This window comes from Serratia sp. CoH_122_TC_1 (assembly GCF_058191755.1).
Map to the genome: position 1 here is coordinate 31950 of NZ_JBXWLA010000015.1, position 22327 is coordinate 54276.

Below are 22327 nucleotides of genomic sequence, written 5' to 3' on the forward strand. Positions count from 1 at the left end.
TCAGTAAAAATCGCAGGACGCCAGTTCCGCCTGTTGCAGCCAGACCGGTTTATCGCTGGTTTTTGACCAAACGCGGTGCAAATAGCTGTAAAAACGTGCACGGTCGCTGCGGAACAGCATTACCGGTAAAGCCAATAAACCTGCCAGGATCACTGCGCTGCGGCGCAGGAGAATCCGATGCAATGAATAAGCGTGATAGATAGACATGCGAACCTCCTCAAAAAACGCCTGGCCGTTGATCTGTCTTGGAAACAGCACTGGCGTAAACAATTAAAACAGGACCATTTGGTAACTGGACAAAATTTTAGCGCAATTGATGAAAGTTTACTACTCATCCGACCACCTTATCGCACAAAAAATCGCAAATAATTCGTACAATCCGTAATTTTGTTACATCAAGGTTAATAATTAACTAACCATTGGTTACATTGTGGTTATTTACAGCCTGTTTACACAAACCTTCATCTTCACGCCCCCAAACAGGCGTCCAATCGCACTACGCCCCCAAAAATCGAGGCTAAAAAGCCATTTTCTGCTGTAATTTCAGCCATTTTTATACTTTTTTTACACCGGCCAACGCTATTTTTTCATCTTCTTTCTACCGCCCTCCCTACACTCGCTGTATCAAAAACTACACCTCTGGAGGTGTCCCGTGAGTATCAGCGTTATTGGTGGTGCGCTGTTGGTTCTGCTGCTGTTGGGCTATCTGGTCTATGCCCTGTTTAATGCGGAGGATTTCTGATGGCGGCTTCAGCCTTTTTATTGATTGCCAGCTTCCTGCTGGTGCTTCTGCTGCTAGCCCGTCCATTGGGCGGCTTTCTGGCGCGGTTGATCGAAGGTGAGCCACTGCCGGCACTGCGTCAGTTGGAAACGGCCGTTTGGCGCTGCTGTGGCAATACTACCGCTGAGATGAAATGGTGGCAGTACGCGCTGGCAATCATGTGGTTTAACCTGCTCGGTCTGGCTTTACTGTTCGTGCTGCTGATGACACAAGGTTCGCTGCCACTCAACCCACAGGGCTTCCCCGGCCTGTCTTGGGATCTGGCGTTCAATACCGCCGTTAGCTTTGTCACCAACACCAACTGGCAGGCCTACAGTGGTGAAAGCACACTCAGCTATTTCAGCCAGATGGCGGGATTGGCAGTGCAGAACTTCCTGTCAGCGGCGACCGGTATCGCGGTGGCGTTCGCCTTGATCCGTGCCTTCACCCGCCGTTCCAGTGCCACCATCGGTAACGCCTGGATCGACATATTCCGCGTGACGCTCTATGTCTTGCTGCCAATTTCACTGCTGATTGCGCTGTTCTTCGTCAGCCAGGGCACGCTGCAAAACTTCCTGCCTTACGTGCATATCAGCACGCTGGAAGGCGCGCAGCAAACGCTGCCTATGGGGCCGGTAGCCTCACAGGAAGCGATCAAGATGCTCGGTACTAACGGCGGCGGCTTCTTTGGCGTTAACTCCGCGCACCCGTTTGAGAACCCAACGGTTCTGACCAACTTTGTGCAGATGCTGGCGATCTTCTTGATCCCCTGCGCGTTGTGTTTCGCTTTCGGCCGCGTGGCCGGAGAGAACCGCCAGGGCCACGCGTTGATCTGGGCTATGGCGCTGATCTTTGTCGTCGCTGTGGTCGTGGTGATGTTTGCCGAATTGGCGGGTAACCCGCATTTGAGCGCATTGGGCAGCGATAGCAACATCAACATGGAAGGCAAAGAATCACGCTTTGGCATTCTCGCCACCAGCCTGTTCTCGGTGGTGACGACTGCGGCCTCCTGCGGTGCAGTCAACGCCATGCATGACTCCTTCACTGCGCTGGGTGGCATGGTGCCCATGTGGCTGATGCAAATTGGTGAAGTGGTGTTTGGCGGCGTCGGCTCTGGCCTGTACGGCATGCTGCTGTTCGTCCTGCTGACCGTCTTTATTGCCGGCTTGATGATTGGCCGTACCCCCGAATACCTGGGCAAAAAGATTGATGTCTATGACATGAAAATGACCGCGCTGGCGATTTTGGTGACACCGACGCTGGTGCTGTTGGGCACGGCGTTAGCTATCGCCACCGACGCAGGACGCGCCGGTATCCTGAATCCAGGTGCACACGGTTTTAGCGAAGTGCTGTACGCCGTGTCGTCCGCAGCCAACAACAACGGCAGCGCCTTTGCCGGGCTGAGCGTCAACACCCCGTTCTACAACCTGCTGCTGGCCTTTGCCATGTTCGTCGGCCGTTTTGGGGTGATCCTCCCTGTCCTGGCGATTGCCGGTTCGCTGTGCGCGAAGAAACGTCAGCCGGCGGGTAACGGTACTCTGCCAACCTACGGGCCACTGTTTATTGGCCTGCTGATCGGCACCGTATTGCTGGTGGGCGCTTTAACCTTCGTACCGGCGTTGGCGCTGGGACCGGTGGCAGAGCATTTGCAGCTTTGGCTGGCTAAATAACAGAGCTCATAGAGAGAGAAGAAGAGATGACTCGCAAACAACGCGCGCTGTTTGAACCGGCATTGGTCCGTACCGCGCTGATCGATGCGCTGAAAAAACTGGATCCGCGCACTCAATGGCGTAATCCGGTGATGTTCGTGGTGTATATAGGCAGCATCCTGACCACGGTTATCTGGTTAGCGATCCTCACCAAACAGACCGAGGGTAGCGCAGCCTTTACCGGCAGCATTGCCCTGTGGCTGTGGTTCACCGTGCTGTTCGCCAACTTTGCCGAGGCGCTGGCCGAAGGGCGCAGCAAGGCCCAGGCCGAGAGCCTGAGAGGCACCAAGAAAACCAGCTGGGCGAAGAAACTGGCCGCGCCGCGCCGTGATGGCGCGACCGAGAAAGTTTCCGCCGAGAGTCTGCGAAAAGGCGACATCGTCCTGGTTGAGGCCGGTGACACTATTCCGTGTGACGGTGAAGTGCTGGAAGGCGGTGCCTCGGTCGATGAAAGCGCCATTACCGGTGAGTCTGCCCCGGTGATCCGTGAATCCGGCGGTGACTTCTCCTCGGTGACCGGCGGTACCCGCGTGCTGTCCGACTGGCTGGTGATACAGTGCAGCGTCAACCCAGGCGAAACCTTCCTCGACAGGATGATCGCCATGGTGGAGGGCGCCAAACGCCGCAAAACCCCGAACGAAGTGGCACTGACTATTTTGTTGGTCGCGCTGACCATTGTGTTCGTACTGGCGACGGCCACGCTGTTCCCGTTTTCGCAATACAGCGTGGAAGCCGCCAACGGAGGGTCTGTCGTCACCATCACCGTACTGGTGGCACTGCTGGTCTGTCTGATCCCTACAACCATTGGCGGCCTGCTGTCTGCCATCGGCGTGGCGGGGATGAGCCGGATGCTGGGTGCTAACGTCATCGCTACCAGCGGGCGGGCGGTAGAAGCCGCCGGTGACGTGGACGTGTTGCTGCTGGATAAAACCGGCACCATTACGCTGGGTAACCGCCAGGCTTCCGAGTTCCTGCCGGCTCCCGGGGTTAAAGAACAGGAACTGGCCGATGCCGCACAGCTGTCTTCACTGGCCGATGAAACGCCGGAAGGCCGCAGCATTGTGGTGCTGGCCAAACAGCGCTTTAACCTGCGTGAACGCGACCTGCAGGCGCTGAATGCTTCCTTTGTGCCTTTCTCCGCCCAGACGCGTATGAGCGGCGTGAACGTGCAGGACCGCATGATCCGTAAAGGGGCTGTGGATGCCATCCGTCGCCACGTGGAATCCAATCAGGGCCACTTCCCACAGGCGGTGGACGATTTGGTCGCCAGCGTCGCACGTACCGGCGGTACACCGCTGGTCGTAGCCGAAGGCCCACGCGTGCTGGGGGTGGTCGCACTGAAAGATATCGTCAAGGGCGGTATCAAAGAGCGTTTCGCCGAACTGCGCAAAATGGGCATCAAAACGGTAATGATCACCGGTGATAACCCGCTCACCGCAGCAGCCATCGCCGCCGAGGCCGGGGTGGATGACTTTCTGTCAGAAGCAACACCGGAAGCCAAGCTGGCGTTGATTCGCCAATATCAGGCAGAAGGACGCCTGGTCGCGATGACCGGCGACGGTACCAACGACGCTCCTGCGCTGGCACAGGCCGATGTCGCGGTGGCGATGAACTCCGGTACCCAAGCCGCCAAGGAAGCGGGCAACATGGTGGATCTGGACTCCAATCCGACCAAGCTGATTGAAGTCGTGCACATCGGTAAACAAATGCTGATGACGCGTGGTTCACTGACGACGTTCAGCATCGCCAACGACGTAGCGAAGTATTTTGCCATTATTCCGGCGGCGTTCGCGGCAACCTATCCGCAGTTGAACGCGCTAAACGTGATGCACCTGCACTCCCCTGCGTCCGCCATTATGTCGGCGGTTATTTTCAACGCCTTGGTAATTGTGTTCCTGATCCCACTGGCGTTGAAAGGGGTGAGCTACAAGCCGATGAGTGCAGCCGCACTGCTGCGTCGCAACTTGTGGATCTACGGTGTCGGTGGTCTGTTAGTGCCCTTTGTCGGCATCAAGTTGATCGACCTGATCCTGGTTGCTTTGCACATTGCCGGTTAATCATTGAGAGGAAATAACCATGTCTTACTTACGTCCGTCGCTGGTGATGTTGGTCCTGCTGACGTTGATTACCGGTATCGCTTATCCGCTGTTGACGACCGGGCTGTCACAGTTACTGTTTTCTCATGCAGCCAACGGCTCTTTGCTGCATCAGGGCGATAAAGTGATAGGTTCGGCGCTGATCGGCCAAAACTTCACTAAACCGGCGTATTTTTGGGGACGCCCTTCTGCTACCGGTGATTCGGCCTATAATGCCATGGCGTCTGCCGGCAGCAACCTGGCGGCCACCAACCCGGCACTGGATAAAGCCATCGCCGAACGCGCGGCCCAATTGCGCCAGGCCAACCCAGCGATGAAAGGCCCGATCCCTGTCGACCTGCTGACCGCGTCGGGCAGCGGGTTGGATCCGCAGATTTCACTTGCGGCGGCACAATACCAACTGGCCCGTGTTGCTGCGGCACGCCAATTGGCACCGGAGCAAATCGCCAAACTGATTGATGAAAGCACCGATCAGGCGACCCCCAATTTTATGGGCGAGTCGGTGGTAAACGTGCTGAAATTGAACCTGTCACTCGACGCATTGAAATAATGCTTCACGTGCGAGTGACAGGATAAGTATCGGGTTCGGCGTGCCGAACCCGCTTTACGTTGCTGCAAAAGGAACTCCGATAGTGGATGAGGAACAACAGCGTCCAGACCCAGACAGCCTGCTGGCACTGGCCAATGAGAAACCACGCGGTCGGCTGAAGGTATTTTTCGGTGCCTGTGCCGGCGTAGGCAAAACTTACTCCATGCTGCAAGAGGCGCAGCGGCTGCGTGGCCAAGGGTTAAACGTGCTGGTGGGCGTGGTCGAAACTCACGGTCGCAGCGAAACCGCTGCGCTACTGAATGGGTTAGATGTGTTAGCGCAAAAGCGCATCCAGTATCGCGGCAGGTTAGTGCAGGAGTTTGATCTCGACGCCGCGCTCGCACGTCACCCTGCTCTGATCCTGATGGATGAACTGGCGCACAGCAACGCCCAGGGGTCACGCCACCCGAAACGCTGGCAGGACGTGGAAGAGCTGCTGGATTCGGGCATCGACGTGCTCACCACCGTCAACGTACAACACCTGGAAAGCCTAAACGACGTGGTTGGCGGCGTGACCGGGGTGCGAGTACGCGAAACGGTGCCCGATCATGTCTTCGACGAAGCCACCGAAGTGGTACTGGTTGACTTGCCCCCCGACGATCTGCGCCAGCGCCTGAACGAAGGCAAAGTGTATATCCCCGGTCAGGCCGAACGTGCCATCGAGCACTTTTTCCGTAAGGGCAATTTGATTGCCCTGCGTGAACTGGCGCTGCGCCGCACTGCCGATCGGGTCGATGACCAAATGCGCGCCTTCCGCGATACTCAAGGCCGTGAACGCGTGTGGCATACCCGTGACAGCATATTGCTGTGCGTCGGTCATAACAGCGGTAACGAAAAACTGGTGCGCATCGCCGCTCGCCTGGCAGCCAGACTGGGTTGTCACTGGCACGCAGTTTACGTGGAAACGCCAAAGTTGCACCGTCTGCCGGAGAATCACCGCCGGGCAATACTGCGGGCGCTGCGGCTGGCACAGGAACTGGGTGCCGAGACCGCCACGCTGTCCGAACCCTATGAAGAACGTGCGGTGCTGCGCTATGCCCGTGAGCACAATCTGGGCAAAATCATTATTGGCCGTCGCAGCGAGCAACGCTGGAAACTGCGCGGCAGCTTTGCCGACCGTCTCGGCCGGCTGGGGCCGGATCTGGATCTGGTGATCGTCGCGTTGGAAAACGATCCCCCCGTAGCGCCGGGGAAAGAGCATGATAACCGTAACTTTACCGAAAAGTGGCGCATGCAATTGCGCGGCTGCGCCGTGGCGGTCGCACTCTGTGCCCTGATCACCCTGCTCTCTCAATGGTTGCTGCCTGGCTTTGACCAGGCCAACCTGGTGATGGTGTATCTGCTCGGGGTCGCAATCGTCGCGTTGTTCTTCGGCCGCTGGCCCTCGGTTCTGGCCGCTGTGATTAACGTCGCCAGCTTCGATCTGTTCTTCGTCCAGCCGGAATGGTCGTTTGCCGTCAGTGACATGCAGTATCTGCTGACCTTCGGCGTGATGCTGATCGTTGGCATCACCATCGGTAACCTGACCGCAGGCGTGCGCTATCAGGCGCGTGTCGCGCGTTATCGCGAACAGCGTGCTCGACACCTGTATGAGATTTCTCGAGGGCTGAGCCAGGCGCTGACCGCCGAAGACATCGCCAAAACCAGTCGCCATTTCCTCTCCAGTAGCTTCCAGGCCAAAACCGTGTTGTTGCTCCCGCAGGAGGACGGCAAGTTACAGCAAATGGTCGGGGAAACCGGCGGATTATTATCGGTGGATGAAGCTATCGCACGCTGGAGTTTTGACAAGGGCATGCCTGCCGGCGCCGGTACCGACACTCTGCCCGGCGTCCCCTATCAGCTGCTGCCGTTAGCCACGTCGAAACAAACCTTTGGCTTATTGGCCATCGAACCCAGCAACCTGCGCCAACTGATGGTGCCGGAACAACAGCGGCTGCTGCAGACCTTTGCCGTATTAATCGCCAGTGCGCTGGAACGCTTGCATTTGGCACGCAGTGCCGAGGAAGCCAAACTGGATGCCGAGCGCGAGCAACTGCGTAACTCGCTCTTGGCGGCCCTGTCCCATGATTTACGCACCCCGCTGACGGTACTGTTTGGCCAGGCGGAAATTCTGACGCTCGATTTAGCGGCAGAAGGTTCCAATCATGCCCCCCAGGCCAGTCAAATCCGCCAACAGGTGCTGAGCACGACACGGCTGGTGAACAACCTACTGGACATGGCTCGCATTCAATCGGGTGGCTTCAACCTGCGTAAAGAGTGGCAGTCACTGGAAGAGATCGTCGGCGCATCGCTGCATATGCTGGAACCCTTGATGACCCAGCATCAAATCAAGGTTGAGCTACCGCCAGAGCAGATATTGGTCAACTGCGATGGCAGCCTGTTGGAACGGGTGTTCACTAACCTGTTGGAAAATGCCAATAAATATGCTGGCTACGATGCTACTATCGGCATTCGTGCCCATACTCTGCCTGAATGGCTGGAAGTCGAAGTCTGGGACAATGGCCCGGGAATTCCCGAAGGGAAAAAGCAGCTTATTTTCGATAAGTTTTCCCGCGGCAATAAAGAGTCTGCAATCCCCGGTGTGGGTTTGGGGTTAGCGATTTGCCGTGCCATTATTGAAGTACACGGTGGCCGCATCTGGGCAGAAAACGGGGCCAACGGCGGTGCCAGTTTCCGCTTTGTGCTACCGCTGGAAAAACCACCGGAAATAGACAATGAAGCCTTTGATCTTTAATCAAGCCCCGGGAGTCTTGTGAGCAGCACGCCAACCAATATTCTGATTGTCGAAGATGAGAAAGAGATCCGGCGTTTCGTCCGCACCGCGCTCGAAAGTGAAGGTCTGAGGGTGTTTGAAAGCGAAACGTTGCAACGTGGGTTAATAGAAGCCGGCACGCGCAAACCGGATCTGATTATTCTTGATTTAGGGTTGCCGGACGGCGACGGGCTTAACTATATCCGTGATTTACGGCAATGGAGCGCTATTCCGGTGATTGTGCTGTCGGCGCGCAACGCCGAAGAAGACAAGATTGCCGCGCTGGACGCTGGAGCGGACGACTATCTCAGCAAACCCTTTGGTATCGGTGAACTGCTTGCTCGGGTGCGGGTCGCTTTACGGCGTCATTCCGGCAGCCTGCAGGAAAGCCCATTGGTTAACTTCTCGGAAATTACCGTCGATCTGATTAATCGCCGGGTACTGCGTAAGGGTGAAGATCTGCATCTGACGCCGATTGAGTTTCGTCTGCTGGCCGAACTGCTGGCAAATTCCGGCAAAGTCATCACCCAGCGTCAGCTACTGAGCCACGTCTGGGGACCGAATTACGTCGAGCATAGCCATTATCTGCGGATTTATATGGGTCATCTACGGCAAAAGCTGGAGGCCGATCCGGCCCGGCCAAAACATTTACTGACCGAAACCGGCGTCGGTTACCGCTTTATGCCTTAAGAGTCAGGGGCGCGACAAACCGCGCCCCTACGCGTTTGGCCCTTTCTTCAACCCCATCATAAATTCTTTGAACGCCTCACGTAACGGTGCAAATACCGGGTGCTTGCGGTTTTCGATCATCACTTCAGAAAACAACTTGAGGCCAACGGCAAAAGCCGCGCTGTTATTGTCACCGAAATTCAGATCTTCACGCGCTTTGATACGCTCAACGATGCCCAGAATGTCATCGTGGTTCTCCACCTCAAAGCTCAGTGGTGCTTTGTCGACGGGCTCCCCCTTACGGTCATTCAACGCTTCGACGGTAATACGGAAACGGTGTCCTGGCATCAGTCATTCTCCGTCGCTGTTGGGGTAATGTTCATTTCGCTTTCAATCGCCGCTACTGCGGTGAGCAATGCGGCATTAATGCGTTCAACTTGCTGCGGTGAAAGATCGGCACGCATCACATTACCGCGTAGCAAACTGCGCAGACGGTTCATGGCGTCAGAGATGCCTTCGGCAAGATTGCCGTGATGATGATGACCCCGACCGGCTCCTGCCAGGCGGGCCAGGATCACGTCGACAGCGGCCTGGTGCTTTTGCAGCTCACTCTGGCCCAGTGCGGTAATCTGGTAGCTTTTACGGCCGTTGCCGCTGGTGATTGGCTCAAGAAAATCTTGCTCTTCCAGCAGTGTCAGCGTGGGGTAAATCACACCTGGGCTTGGCACATACAGGCCGGAGGAGGCCTCATCAATCGCCTTGATGAGTTCGTAACCATGGCTTGGCTTACGCGCCACCAGCGCCAACAGCACCAATCGTAGATCGCCATGTTCAAACATGCGGTGACGCCCGCCACGTCCGCCTCGCCCACCACGGCCAAGTTCTTCGCCGTGATCGCCACCAAAGTGATGACGTCCGCCGCGACGGCGATGATGGTCGTGCCCTTCTTCGCTGTCATGGTGACAACCATGACGACGGTGTAAATCTAAACGGTGAAACATAGGTATACCTCTCAATGAATAGTACGCTGACGAGGTCATTTAGATATATCTAAACAACTTCGATATATCTAATCTAGATCGATATATCGAAATGCGCAAGCGGTGTTCATGAAAAAGATATATCTAAACTCCGGGCATAAAAAAAGCGCTGTAAAAACAGCGCTTTTTATCAGACAAAGAAAGATTACTTGGCGGATGCCAGTACTGCACTCACGATATCGACGGCTTCATGCTCGATCTTTTCGCGGTGTTCGGCACCCAGGAAGCTCTCACAGTAAATCTTGTAGGCATCTTCAGTACCAGAAGGACGTGCTGCGAACCAGCCGTTGTCTGTCATCACTTTCAAACCACCAATCGGTGCACCATTACCCGGCGCTGCCGTCAGGCGTGCAGTGATAGGGTCACCCGCCAGAGTATCGGCCTTGACCATGTCTGGCGACAGCTTGGACAACGCGGCTTTTTGCGCTGAGGTTGCCGGTGCCTGGATGCGGTTGTAGCTCGGTGCACCAAAGCGCTTGGCCAAATCATCGTAGTGATGCTGAGGGTTTTCGCCAGTCACCGCAGTGATTTCGGCGGCCAACAGGCACATGATGATGCCGTCTTTGTCGGTCGACCAAGGTGTGCCGTTGAAACGCAGGAACGATGCCCCTGCGCTCTCTTCACCACCAAAGCCCAGGGTTCCGTCAAACAGACCGTCGACAAACCATTTGAAGCCCACCGGCACTTCGACCAGTTTACGGCCCAAATCTGCCACTACGCGGTCAATCATCGCGCTGGAAACCAGCGTCTTACCCACTGCCACATCAGCGCCCCACTGTGGACGATGCTGGAACAGATAGTTGATAGCCACCGCCAGATAATGGTTCGGGTTCATCAGGCCCGACGGTGTAACAATGCCGTGGCGGTCATAGTCCGGGTCATTGGCGAACGCCAGATCGAACTTGTCACGCAGCGCCAGCAGGCCACCCATCGCCGGAACCGACGAACAGTCCATGCGGATCACGCCGTCGTGATCCAGATGCATAAAGCGGAAGGTCTGATCGATAGAATCATTCACCAGCGTCAGATCCAGCTTGTAGTGCTCTGCAATGCGCTGCCAGTAGGCAATGCCAGAACCCCCGAGCGGATCAACACCCAGCTTCAGACCGGCACGCTGAATGGCGGGCATATCGACCACGTCCACCAAACCTTCAACATAGGGCTGCACCAGATCCTGAGCCTGTACATGACCGCTGTTCCAGGCTTTATCCAGCGACTGACGCTGTACGCCTTTCAACTGCACAGACAGCAGTTCATTGGCACGTTTTTCAATCACAGAAGTCAGGTTGGTATCGGCCGGGCCACCGTTGGTCGGGTTATACTTGATGCCGCCGTCTTCAGGTGGATTATGAGATGGGGTAATCACAATACCGTCAGCCAATGCTCCGCCGTTGCGGTTGTGGCATAAGATGGCGTGAGATACCGCAGGCGTCGGTGTGAAACCGTTATTTTCCTGCACGATCACATCCACGCCGTTGGCGGTCAGCACTTCCAACACAGAAATGAAGGCTGGCTCTGACAATGCATGGGTGTCTTTGCCCACGTAGCATGGGCCGGTGACCCCTTGCTGGTGGCGTACTTCGGCAATCGCCTGCGCGATAGCGAGAATATGGGCTTCATTGAAGCTGTGGCGCTGAGCGCTGCCACGATGGCCTGAGGTCCCGAACTTCACCGCATGTGCGGCGTTGCCCGCTTCCGGTTGCAGTACATAGTACTGCGACGTCAGCTGGGCTACGTTGATCAAATCGCTTTGCTGAGCCGGCTGCCCGGCACGTGGGTTATTCGCCATCGACATATCTCCCTAATCCCTGTCCAGCGGCCTGGCAATATGTCGCTCACGGCCACCATGACGGGCTGTTCGCTAAATTAGATAGTGCCGCAAACTTTATCTGTCAGTTCCGCTGGGAACTGCATAGCCTGCATGATGTGCTCCACCATGCTGCGTTTGCGACCGGTATTGGTATTGGTGATCACCCAATAAGGCGTGCCCGGAACGTGCTTCGGCTTGGTGTGCGTTCCATTCGCCAACAGGGTTTGCTGATCGCCTGCAAAATAGGTGCGGGTACGGCCGTGCAACGCTTCAGTTGCGGTGGCAAAACCGGCCGCATCGAGGGTATACAGGGTGGATAGTACCAGCATAAAACGATTCACCGCTTTGCTCTGCTCGGCATACTCATCCGACAACAGCAGTTCGCGCACGGCACGCACGCGATCGCGCGGTCGCGGAGCAGCAACAATTTTGTCCTGCTCGGCGCTCTGTGCGCTGGCAGCTGGCGCAGCGCGCAAGGGCTGACCGGCGGTAAATTTCAACATACGGCGCAAAATATCGGACGCGCTCTCACCAATATGTTGCGTGTGGCTGGCAATATAACGGTAAAGCTCTTCGTCGACTTCAATAGTTTTCATCTTTATCCAGTACTGTTTTTTTCTACTTAGAACCTGAAGCCAGATCCTGCATTCAAGCCATGGGATTATAAGGTTAAAAGCGCGGGAGCGAACATAACAATGTGTCCCGACACGGCAAAAGCAGACTATTACCTAGAGTCCGCCCAGCATCCACGTTGCCAAACCCGCACCTTACCATGAAAAATCCGCGTTATACCCCATGGATTTCAAGCGGCAGCACGGCAACGGGTATGTTCATCCGGTGTTTTAATCATGATAACCTAATCTGAATCTCTCTCAGTATGAACTTCACCATGAAATTACATTATCAATTGCTGGCAACCGAGTCCGCAGCGTTGCCGGTCATGCTGATCCACGGGCTATTCGGCAATCTGGACAATCTGGGCGTCCTGGCGCGCGACCTGAACCAACAGCACAGCGTGATTAAAGTCGATTTGCGTAACCACGGCCTGTCGCCACGCTCAGCGGTAATGACCTACCCGGAAATGGCCCAGGATCTGCTGGCGTTGCTGGATGATTTGCATCTGGAGAAGGTCATTGTTATCGGCCATTCAATGGGCGGTAAAGCGGCGATGGCACTGACGGCCATCGCGCCAGAGCGAGTGGAGAAACTGATCATTATTGACGTTGCACCGGTGGACTATCACGTTCGCCGCCACGACGAAATTTTTGCCGCGTTACAAGCCGTCAGCGCAGCCGGCATCACGCAGCGCCAACAGGCTGCGGAGTTGATGCGCAGCTATCTGGATGAAGAAGGTGTGATCCAGTTCTTGTTGAAGTCATTCCATCAGGGCCAATGGCGTTTCAACCTACCGGCGCTGATCGATCAATATGAAAATATCACCGGCTGGCAGGAAGTCCCCGCCTGGCCGCACCCGACGCTGTTCATTCGTGGTGGGCTGTCGCCCTATGTACAAGATAGCTACCGCGCCGATATCGCCCGTCAATTCCCACAGGCACGTGCACACGTGGTTGCAGGCACTGGGCACTGGGTTCATGCAGAAAAACCAGAAGCCGTGTTACGTGCCATTCACCGTTTTCTCGGCGAAGCCTGAGCCAATTGCCCCCTTGTCAGAGAAGGAATCCTCCCTAAAACGGCCATCTGGTGAAAAAACGCGCTAAAGATAACGGCTTAGCGCGTTTTCGGCTCAGTTAAACATTGTCGTCGCTCCATCTGCTGGGGTAATATGGCGCGCTATAATTTTGCCGCCGTGCTAAGCGTGTTCAATAGCGCCGGGCTGGGGGTGAATTTGGGTTAGGGTTTATTGGCCCGAAGTGTGTTAACCGAACCATCCAGAAGCGTTTACGCGCTTTTTGATGCAAACTCCCTTGCAGTACCGCTACCTATGGCAAAAGAACAAACGGATCGCACGACGCTGGATCTGTTCGCAGATGAACGCCGTCCGGGGCGCCCGAAAACCAACCCGCTATCCAGAGATGAACAGCTTAGAATCAATAAGCGTAATCAGCTTCGACGCGATAAAGTCCGTGGCTTACGGCGTGTGGAACTGAAGATCAACGCGGATGCGGTGGACGCCCTGAACAAATTGGCGGAACAGCGTAATATCAGTCGCAGCGAGCTTATTGAGCAAATGCTGTTGGCGCAACTGGCAGACGACCAGCCAGAACATTGATCATTGCAGCCGCACGTGCGGCGCGGCGTTAAGGATGACGCCCGATCAACATCGTTTTATTCCACCCGGTATCGCATAAACGTGATAAAACCCCGGGGTAAATTTCTGGCATGATACGCAATTACCGGTAAGGGTTTCCCTTGCTATGGCATCATTTTAATCGGTGTTATCGTGGTCAGCGCTAACATCGTGTAATGCAATTTATTGAATTTAAAGGTTATACGCGATATGGCTAATGTAGGCATTTTCTTTGGCAGCGACACTGGCAATACCGAAAACATTGCCAAGATGATCCAGAAAATTCTTAAGCAACAGTTTGGCGACGATGTTTGCGAAATTCACGACATCGCCAAAAGCAGCAAAGAAGACCTGGAAGGTTTCGATATTCTGTTGCTCGGTATCCCGACATGGTACTACGGCGAAGCCCAGTGTGACTGGGATGACTTCTTCCCAACGCTGGAAGAGATCGACTTCAACGGTAAGCTGGTTGCGCTGTTTGGCTGTGGCGACCAAGAAGACTATGCAGAATATTTCTGTGATGCGATGGGGACTATCCGCGACATCATTGAACCACGTGGCGCCGCCATTGTAGGCCACTGGCCAACCAAAGGTTACCACTTCGAAGCGTCGAAAGGCTTGGCGAGTGACAGCCACTTCATCGGTCTCGCCATTGACGAAGATCGCCAGCCAGAACTGACCAATGAACGTGTCGAAGGTTGGGTAAAACAAATCGTCGAAGAGTTGAGCCTGGCCGAGATCGTCGGGTAACGCCAAAGGTTGAACAAAAGCCCTGCAAAGTGCATAGTGTTGCCGGCAGGGCCGTCATCGGCAGTACGGATTACTGCAATAGAAGATACACATTTGTAACTTCTCACATCGTCAAGGTAGACTGAGATATCGGTTTATCCCATCCATCAAGACGTTGCGTGTGCAACATGCAATAGTGCAATTATATCTTTGTTAACAACCGGCGGTTTCTATTTAGGCCAACCGGTTCTATAATGAGACGCAATTAACACTTTGTGCCGACCGATGCCACAGGCGAGAACGCCTCAACTTGATTAGCATAGTAACAGGACTGAATCCGCATGACTGACAACAACACCGCATTGAAGAAGGCCGGCTTAAAAGTCACGCTTCCGCGACTCAAAATCCTGGAAGTACTGCAAAATCCGGAATGCCATCACGTCAGTGCGGAAGATCTGTACAAAAAACTGATAGATATGGGCGAAGAAATTGGCCTGGCTACGGTTTACCGCGTACTGAACCAATTTGATGATGCAGGCATTGTGACTCGTCACAACTTCGAAGGCGGCAAGTCCGTGTTCGAACTGACCCAGCAACATCATCACGACCACCTGATTTGCCTGGATTGTGGCAAAGTGATCGAATTCAGCGATGAATCTATCGAAGTGCGTCAGCGTGATATCGCCAAACAACACGGCATCAAGCTCACCAACCACAGCCTGTACCTGTACGGCCACTGTGAAACGGGTGACTGCCGTGAAGACGACACTCTGCACGACAAAAAATAATGTCCTTAACCGGCATTGAGAACCGCCTTAACGGCGGTTTTTTTATGCCTGAAGCAAATAGATAAAAAAATCCCCGGACAGGCCCGGGGAAAGATCATAGCTAAATGACAACAATTGCAGCGGCACTTCTCCACGGTACTTCTCACTTCCCACTTACACCCACTTCAACGTCAACTCCCCCGCCGACACGCGGATGAGTAAACTCGTTACAATGCATATTCAAGAAAGAGCAGCCGATCAAAAAACATGGCCTTGGCTTGGTCAAACACACCACGAATGCGGAACCCCTTGTTCAAATACATTTTGCAGGCATCACTACTTTGCCAGACGCACAGCGCGATGTTTTTCGCCTGGCGTTGATCCGCCTGTAGCTGAATCAAGGCAAACATTTGGTTAAAATACCCCAGCCCCCGAAATTGGCTCTCAATCGCCAAGCTACAGACAAAATAATCGTCAGCGACACAGTGGCTTTGCACAAAGCTGTCGTAAGCCTCATCAAGAGGTTTCATTTCATCGCGATAAAGGTAGTCCGTGTCTATGGCATACAGTTCACTGACGGCCGCCGCATTGAAAAAACCGACAAACTCACCGCGCCGATCGTAAGCCACGGTGATCAGATCCAGGTAAGGTTCGATATTTTGCGCCTGCTGCAAAGACACCAGATCCAGCCCAGCACGATTGCCAACGGAACAGTATTCCAGGTAGCTCGTGCTAAAAATCAGCTTTGCCATGCGGGTCTTATCCGCTTCACCCACCTGCCGTCCCGCCATGAAATGCAACGATCCCCGCGGTTCAGGCGGCACAGCCTCCCCCCCCCCCTGGGCAGAACGCCAGTAATGCCCAGCCGCTATCTGCCGCCGGTTGTCGGCAATCAGGTACTCCCCAAAAAGCTGGTTTACCCGATCAAGCCGCTGATCATGAGAAAGCACCGAATAGTAGTGGTAATGATCGATGTCGGACCGAATCTGCGCCGGATAGGCCATGCGAGGTACTTCATCAACGGTAAATATTTCCGCATAGCGTGCCAAATCCAGCGGCTGCTCAAGCTGCCAATCCAGATTTTCCAACCGGCTAACACATTGCTGGTAGCTCTGCTCTTCTTCTTGCGACAACGGTAGCCGCTCATTGGTGATCACATCTTCCAGCAGCCGCATACCGCGAATACCGCAGGTCACCGCCTGTGGGGTTGCGTCATACAAAACACCATGCATCTGGCAAAAACGATCGTGGCTGAGGAAAGTACGTTCAATATGGCGACTCCACAATTGGTAAAAAGGATCGAACAGCTTCCGTTCATAAATCGGATTTCTTTCCGGTACCTCACTGCTTTCCCCCGCATAAATTTGATCGAGCCCAGCTAACATCCTGCACAGCGCCATATCTCCCTTACGGCTGATGATCATTCCCGTTTCGTCGAGGAACAAATTCAACCAACTGACGTGGCTAACTTCACCTCCGGGCAGGAACTGAAGATAGTCCGGAACCTCAGGCTTGATCAGAAACAGTGTCGCCGCTCGGTGGGGAAGTGTGTCGATATCCATATACACGCCCCCCATCTCAATCAAAATCAAAAAGCGGAAGTAGTCGGACAGTGTGGCGTAATAGCGTTTATCATGGAGCTGATGGATAAACCCCAAACTATTACCGACTCTTCTTTGCGCCAGTTCACTCAACGAATGCACCTGCAGGCGATGGTTACCGGCATCGTACTCACCCAACTGGCCGCCATGCGTTTGGGGTGAGGCAATGAAACAGGCATCCTTTGCCAGCTGCTTTGCATCCCAAACCCATAACATGCCGACCCAGTCACGAGCCTCGCCACGACTCACCGCTTGTTGTGCATCCCCCCACTGAGAGATAACTTCTCGCGCGTCGTCAGGAATGGCTCCGCCCAACCAAATGCGGTGCAGCAATTGTTCCCCTGCGGCAAGTGCCCGCGTGGGCACGCAAAATAGTGAAGAACAGCGTGCGGCATCAAATAAATGCCCCTGCGCAGACAGCCATTCCCGTAGTTGATTCACCCCACGTTGATAACGCGCCTTTGCCGCTGGCGTAGCCTGACGTTGGCACTTCACGAATTCAAACTTCAAATCGCTTAGCCGCGCCTCATATTCAGCCCGAAACAGATCATCCTGCAGGGCGCCAAAATGCCCGTTGTTAAGCGCCATCGGCAGCCATCCTTATTAATGGACCATAACCCTGCGGATTTTTACTCTGCCAAGACCACGCATCACATACCATTTTTTCCAGGCTGCGCTTAGCTTGCCAACCCAGCTTTTCCGCAGCCAACGACGGATCGGACCAACACTCGGCGATGTCACCCGCACGCCGGGGATTAAATTGGTAGGCGATCTTGAATCCACAGGCACGTTCGAACGCCTGAATAATTTCCAGTACCGAGTAACCCTTGCCCGTACCCAGGTTATAGACGTTAAAACCTGGCTGCAGGTTATCCAGCGCTTTCAAATGCCCTTCAGCCAGATCCATAACGTGGATATAATCACGTACACCAGTTCCATCGCTGGTCGGGTAGTCGTTGCCATACACGGGCAACACCGCGAGTTTGCCAATAGCCACCTGTGCCAGATACGCCAGAAGATTATTGGGAATGCCGGCGGGATCTTCACCAATCAAGCCAGACTCATGCGCCCCGGCGGGATTAAAATAACGCAATGCGGTGATCGCCATCTGTGGTGCAGTGGTGGCAAACTCTGCCAGGATCTGTTCAACAATCAGCTTGGAAGTGCCATAAGGATTCGTGGTCTGCCCAACACGGCAATTTTCCGTCAGCGGAGTATATTCCGCAGGTCCGTAAACGGTGGCCGAAGAGCTGAAAATAAACTGATTAATGCCCGCATGGCGCATTCTGTCCAGTACGATCAATGAGCCAGAAATATTATTTTGATAATATTTCAGTGGCTGCTCGGTTGATTCTCTAACAGATTTCAAACCGGCTAGATGAATAACAGCATGAATATCATGCTGACGGAAGATGTGATCCAATAGGTGATATTGCTGAATATCCCCCTGATAGAAAATGACTTTTTTCCCTGTCAGCCTTTCTACGCGAAACAGAGACTCTGACGAACTGTTGGACAGGTTGTCTAATACAACGACGTTCTCCCCCCTTTCCAACAGCGCCAACACCGTATGCGAGCCGATATAACCGGCGCCGCCCGTCACCAATATAGCCATCATATATCCTTGTTTGTGTTTAAAAATAAACGACTCACTCAGAAACCACCTACACTTCCCGGGTTTTAAAACCGACAGGTAAAGCAATAAAAAGCAGTAATATGGCTAACAGATAAACGGAGGAATGTGGCCCGTACTCGGTCAGGATCCCTTGTAATATTCCGGCCAGGATCACGCCGGTTGAAATACTGTTGGTGAACAACGTGGTGGCCATCCCCGCCCGTTCCGGCATCAAATCCTGGAAGTAGAGCATGCCGATGGTGGCCCCAATACCGATAAATATCGCATTAAAGACCTGCAAGACCAGCAAGCCAACGGGAGAGGTAAACCACAGCATGCCGGCATAAAACAGCATGCCAGCCACCATCGCAGTCAACATCATCAGGCGTTTGCCCACCCGGTTCACGTAACGCCCTGCCAGGATCATGATCGGGATTTCTATCGCAGCGGCAACGCCCATCATCCAGCCGGTCAAACGCTGCGGCAAACCCAGTTCGGCACTGATATACAGCGGAACATCAATCAGATACATGGCGCTGCAGGTCCACATCAATACCGAGGCAAAAAACAGCAGGCTAACGTCTTTATCAAAGACCGTTTTTTGCTGCGTTTCGACGTGGCTATTGATGATGACACGCGCCACCTCGGGCAATATCCGCCAAGCCAACAGAGTGACTAACAGAAATATCCCCGCGGCAAAAATAAACATGGCAGTGAAGCCATAATTCACCACCAGCATAAACGCCAATGGGGGGCCAAAGACCCAGGCAAGAGAAAGTTGGGCGCGCATGACCGCGCTGAACATCGCAACGTTTTGCGATGAGCGCTCGCCATACTCACGCGCAAGAGCAAATAATTGCGGTATCGCCGTATTGGCGATGGCCGTTAACAGCACGCCCACCGTTATTAGCGTTAAATAATTGCGATTAAATGCAAATAACAGACAGTTCCCCGCCGCCAATAAATAACAGATTAAAATCAGGTTGCGCCGATCCCGTTGGCGGTCTGATTTTTTCGCCAGTAAAAAACTGACAATAATGCCAACGCCAGCGTTAACCGCATAAAAAAAACCGACCCATAAAGACGTGACCTGCACCTCGGTCGTGAGGAACAGACTCAGGGTCGGTATTTGCAGTGCCCCGGCAATCCCGGAAAAAAAAGCAACGACCATAAAGGTCAGCCGTATCGAATTCATCTCTGATTACCGTCGGTCGCTGCTATTGAGGATCAATAACGGCCCGCCTGCGAACAGACGGGCCGTGGCTCAAAAATTACACTTTCTCGGCACGGCTGTAGCGCTTCCCGTCCGGGCTTATCGCGCGGATAAGCACCTCACCGCCAACACGCGGCTTGGCGTTGGCATCGTACCGCTGCCATTGCTTGCCACCATCCGTGGAATACTCAATGCCCAGACCCGGCAGAGAAATATTGGCCTCCAGCATGCCCCCCACTACGCGAGCGCCCGGCACCGGCAGCCGATAACTCACGCCACCTTTGTCCAGTTTTGCCAGTTCTCGCTGACCAAGGAGGTTGGCGAAGCGCAGCCAATCACGATCCAGTTTCTTCGTGTCGACAAAGTGGGTTTCACCGCCTTTATACTCCCGGCCCGCCCGGTAATCTTGCTCCCAACTTGCGCGGTGCCATGCGCGCTCTGCCACCGACAGCGAACGAGGGAATATCATGTATTCCATTTCATCGTCGGTGCGCTGGGTTTCACTCCACATCTGGGCTGAAATACCGTAAGCGCCCGGCCAAGATTTGTCGCTCTTGGCGGTGAAATGATTGCCATCACGGTCAACCGAGGTTTCCGCATTTTGCGGCAAGTTATTCGGCGCAAAGCTGAACATTTTCTGTTCGTCGCTGAAACGGGTACCCCAGTAATAGCCACGCTCGTCCGGATTCACCTCATACGGGAAATCCATGTAAACGTAATCCGGGTTAGACAGGATCACTTCGTAGCCTTTATTGGCCCAGTCATTGGCACTATCAAAACCGCCCCAATACAAAGTATCCCAGAAATTCACCCCGACGCGTTCAGTAGCGAATGCCTTGGCATTCTTCGCATCTTTCAGACCATCCTGCCAAGCCTGCATTCTGTCGATGCCATGTGCCTTCACCAGTTGGCTAACTTCGACGCCAAAGTAGCTTGGTAGGTGTTCCATATCCGCGACTTTACCGTCTTTGATCATCATTTGGCACACCTGGGACTTCGCCCAAGGTTTGTCTTCTTTACGCTGATCAATGATGCCTTTACCCGCCTCCGGCTTGGCAACATCGGTATACCCAGCACCTAAACGAATGTTTTTCGCCTCGTCACCGCCAAAGTGCCAAGTGCTCAGCGGCTGCCCCGCCTCTTTGTGCATTTGGGCAATCTCGCCAATCACCTTATCGACAAAGCGCTTGGACGAGTCCAGGCAAGGGTTGAGGTAGCTTTGACGGTTGAAGTACTGCACCGAGGTGGTATTGGAGGTATCGGTCGGATCCACCAGGCGGAATTCGTTGGCCTCTTGCTCTTTACCTGCGGCATGCAGTTTTTTATAACGTGCTTCCATTGAGACCACAGCTGCACGAGCATGCGCCGGCATATCGATCTCTGGGATCACTTCAATCTTGCGCGCCTGAGCGTACTTGATAATGTCGATATAATCCTGACGGGAGAAGAACCCACCGTAGACGTCAGGGCCTTGGCCGTATTGTGGTAACAAGCAGGTGGTTTCACTCAAGTCATGGCAGCGCTGCCCCCCGACTTCCGTCAATTCCGGCAACCCTGGGATGGCAATACGCCAACCTTCGTCATCACTCAGGTGGAAATGGAATTTATTGAGTTTGTAAGCCGCCATCTGGTCAAGCAGACGCAAAACGGCCTCTTTTTGATGGAAGTTACGTGCGACGTCCAGGAAGATACCGCGATACTGGAAGCGTGGAGCATCTTTAACCTCCAGCGTGGCAATTTTGGCGCTGCCGTCGGCAGGAATCAGCGACAGTATAGATTGCAGACCATAGAAAACCCCGGCCTGATCGAAACCGATAACCTGTGCTCCCTTGTTGCCAATGCTCAACGCATAGGCACCCGACACCGCCAACTCACCGTTGAATTTGCCAGGCTGGATATCGGTCTTGATCGGATAGCCACTCGCGTTATCGGTTATTCCCAATAAAGCAAAACGTTGGGTTGCCGCGTCTGCGGCCGGTTTGGACAATGCGCTTAATTCCAGCGCTACGCCGTTACTCAGATCGGCATCCTGTGAATGTACTTTCACATGCAGCGGCGTGGGCACGATCTGACCGCGTAGTGACGCTGCCGGCAAGGTTTTCAGCTCGGCATTTTTTGTGAAACGGGAGGCTGGCGTCATCAAGATGTTATTGTCATCTTTGGTGCGCTTCCACTGGTCGCCGGTAAAGGGCGCCACAAACTGACTCAGATCTTCGGTGTCGGTATTGATCAGGATTTTTGGCTTGGCATCGCCTGAAGTGGCATACCAGCGCGGCACAAAGTCTGTTTTAAACAACTGCCAGTATTCTGCAATAATCGGGATATCAACCGTTTTACCCGCAGGGAAGCCGGTAAATTTATCGGTGGGCTCCAGCTTATACAGATCGCCCGTCAGGTGAGATATTTTGAATTGATCGTTGTCCACCCGCATTGTCTGGCGGGCACTGTGGAAGTAAATCGCCCAGTCGTGGCCTGTAATTTCCTGATTATCGTTGGTCAGACTGATTAGGACCTTATTGCATGCTGCCCAATCGGCGCCCAGTTTGCCGCAATCCAGGCCACTGTCTGCGGCGCGGTTATCGACCATTTTCAAATTCAGTTTCAACTGGCTAAGTTGATCCACCAATTGCTGATTGGCCATCGCGTTCCCCACGCTGCCAAATAACCCTACGGTTGCCGTCAATGCAGCAACCGCACTCAATTTGAATTTGTTCATCTTTAGCATCATC

Annotated in this window: 19 protein-coding genes; 10 read left to right on the plus strand and 9 right to left on the minus strand. The window is 54.1% G+C overall.

The window, feature by feature from the left end; genetic code table 11:
• On the minus strand, positions 1-207 hold the full coding sequence (locus tag AC2FC2_RS18685; protein WP_209636294.1) for a YbfA family protein: 207 nt from the start codon (positions 205-207) through the stop codon (positions 1-3).
• Between the two features lie 445 nt (positions 208-652).
• Here AC2FC2_RS18685 and AC2FC2_RS18690 point away from each other — a divergent pair, with 445 nt between their 5' ends.
• From AC2FC2_RS18690 to kdpE, 6 genes are all read left to right on the plus strand, one after another.
• Positions 653-742, plus strand: coding sequence for a K(+)-transporting ATPase subunit F (locus AC2FC2_RS18690; RefSeq protein ID WP_004949718.1), 90 nt, complete (start codon positions 653-655; stop codon positions 740-742).
• Complete coding sequence (gene kdpA / locus AC2FC2_RS18695) at positions 742-2430, plus strand: potassium-transporting ATPase subunit KdpA (RefSeq protein ID WP_265554389.1); 1689 nt, start codon at positions 742-744, stop codon at positions 2428-2430. The genes AC2FC2_RS18690 and kdpA overlap by 1 nt, the downstream gene beginning before the upstream one ends.
• Positions 2431-2456: 26 nt before the next feature.
• Complete coding sequence (gene kdpB / locus AC2FC2_RS18700; protein ID WP_490659711.1) at positions 2457-4526, plus strand: potassium-transporting ATPase subunit KdpB; 2070 nt, start codon at positions 2457-2459, stop codon at positions 4524-4526.
• 19 nt (positions 4527-4545) lie between these two features.
• Complete coding sequence (gene kdpC / locus AC2FC2_RS18705; protein ID WP_490659712.1) at positions 4546-5115, plus strand: potassium-transporting ATPase subunit KdpC; 570 nt, start codon at positions 4546-4548, stop codon at positions 5113-5115.
• A gap of 79 nt (positions 5116-5194) precedes the next feature.
• Positions 5195-7888 (plus strand): two-component system sensor histidine kinase KdpD, encoded by a 2694-nt coding sequence (gene kdpD / locus AC2FC2_RS18710; RefSeq protein WP_490659734.1) that lies wholly within the window; start codon positions 5195-5197, stop codon positions 7886-7888.
• Between the two features lie 18 nt (positions 7889-7906).
• Positions 7907-8596 carry a two-component system response regulator KdpE gene (gene kdpE / locus AC2FC2_RS18715; RefSeq protein WP_209636304.1) on the plus strand — a complete coding sequence of 230 codons (690 nt, stop codon included), beginning with the start codon at positions 7907-7909 and terminating at the stop codon, positions 8594-8596.
• A 27-nt stretch (positions 8597-8623) separates the two neighbouring features.
• On the opposite strand, the gene AC2FC2_RS18720 is transcribed toward kdpE, so the two are convergent.
• From AC2FC2_RS18720 to seqA, 4 genes are all read right to left on the minus strand, one after another.
• Positions 8624-8923, minus strand: coding sequence for a DUF3861 domain-containing protein (locus AC2FC2_RS18720; protein WP_209636306.1), 300 nt, complete (start codon positions 8921-8923; stop codon positions 8624-8626).
• Positions 8923-9576 carry a PadR family transcriptional regulator gene (locus AC2FC2_RS18725; protein WP_209636308.1) on the minus strand — a complete coding sequence of 218 codons (654 nt, stop codon included), beginning with the start codon at positions 9574-9576 and terminating at the stop codon, positions 8923-8925. The genes AC2FC2_RS18720 and AC2FC2_RS18725 overlap by 1 nt, the downstream gene beginning before the upstream one ends.
• A 184-nt stretch (positions 9577-9760) precedes the next feature.
• Positions 9761-11404, minus strand: coding sequence for a phosphoglucomutase (alpha-D-glucose-1,6-bisphosphate-dependent) (gene pgm / locus AC2FC2_RS18730; RefSeq protein WP_490659713.1), 1644 nt, complete (start codon positions 11402-11404; stop codon positions 9761-9763).
• A 77-nt stretch (positions 11405-11481) separates the two neighbouring features.
• Positions 11482-12021: a replication initiation negative regulator SeqA gene (gene seqA / locus AC2FC2_RS18735; RefSeq protein WP_209636312.1), complete on the minus strand. Its 540-nt coding sequence runs from the start codon at positions 12019-12021 to the stop codon at positions 11482-11484.
• A 281-nt stretch (positions 12022-12302) separates the two neighbouring features.
• Here seqA and ybfF point away from each other — a divergent pair, with 281 nt between their 5' ends.
• The 4 genes from ybfF (at position 12303) to fur (ending at position 15190) form a co-directional block, all read left to right on the plus strand.
• Positions 12303-13076: an esterase gene (ybfF, locus tag AC2FC2_RS18740; RefSeq protein ID WP_404760158.1), complete on the plus strand. Its 774-nt coding sequence runs from the start codon at positions 12303-12305 to the stop codon at positions 13074-13076.
• A 291-nt stretch (positions 13077-13367) separates the two neighbouring features.
• Entirely contained in the window at positions 13368-13655 is a 288-nt protein-coding gene (gene ybfE, locus AC2FC2_RS18745) for a LexA regulated protein (RefSeq protein WP_012005675.1), read from the plus strand.
• Between the two features lie 228 nt (positions 13656-13883).
• Positions 13884-14423 (plus strand): flavodoxin FldA, encoded by a 540-nt coding sequence (fldA, locus tag AC2FC2_RS18750; protein ID WP_209636316.1) that lies wholly within the window; start codon positions 13884-13886, stop codon positions 14421-14423.
• 320 nt (positions 14424-14743) lie between these two features.
• On the plus strand, positions 14744-15190 hold the full coding sequence (gene fur, locus AC2FC2_RS18755; protein ID WP_020825646.1) for a ferric iron uptake transcriptional regulator: 447 nt from the start codon (positions 14744-14746) through the stop codon (positions 15188-15190).
• Positions 15191-15396: 206 nt separating this feature from the next.
• Here the strand turns inward: fur and AC2FC2_RS18760 are convergent, their stop codons facing one another.
• The 4 genes from AC2FC2_RS18760 to AC2FC2_RS18775 all read right to left on the minus strand — a co-directional run bounded on the left by AC2FC2_RS18760 (position 15397) and on the right by AC2FC2_RS18775 (position 22314).
• On the minus strand, positions 15397-17358 hold the full coding sequence (locus AC2FC2_RS18760; RefSeq protein ID WP_490659714.1) for a glycosyltransferase: 1962 nt from the start codon (positions 17356-17358) through the stop codon (positions 15397-15399).
• Positions 17348-18385 carry a UDP-glucose 4-epimerase GalE gene (gene galE / locus AC2FC2_RS18765; RefSeq protein WP_209636319.1) on the minus strand — a complete coding sequence of 346 codons (1038 nt, stop codon included), beginning with the start codon at positions 18383-18385 and terminating at the stop codon, positions 17348-17350. Before galE ends, AC2FC2_RS18760 begins: the two co-directional genes overlap by 11 nt.
• Before the next feature lie 49 nt (positions 18386-18434).
• Positions 18435-19580 (minus strand): MFS transporter, encoded by a 1146-nt coding sequence (locus tag AC2FC2_RS18770; protein ID WP_490659715.1) that lies wholly within the window; start codon positions 19578-19580, stop codon positions 18435-18437.
• A gap of 76 nt (positions 19581-19656) precedes the next feature.
• Positions 19657-22314, minus strand: coding sequence for a beta-N-acetylhexosaminidase (locus tag AC2FC2_RS18775; protein ID WP_490659716.1), 2658 nt, complete (start codon positions 22312-22314; stop codon positions 19657-19659).
• Positions 22315-22327 lie beyond the last annotated feature (13 nt).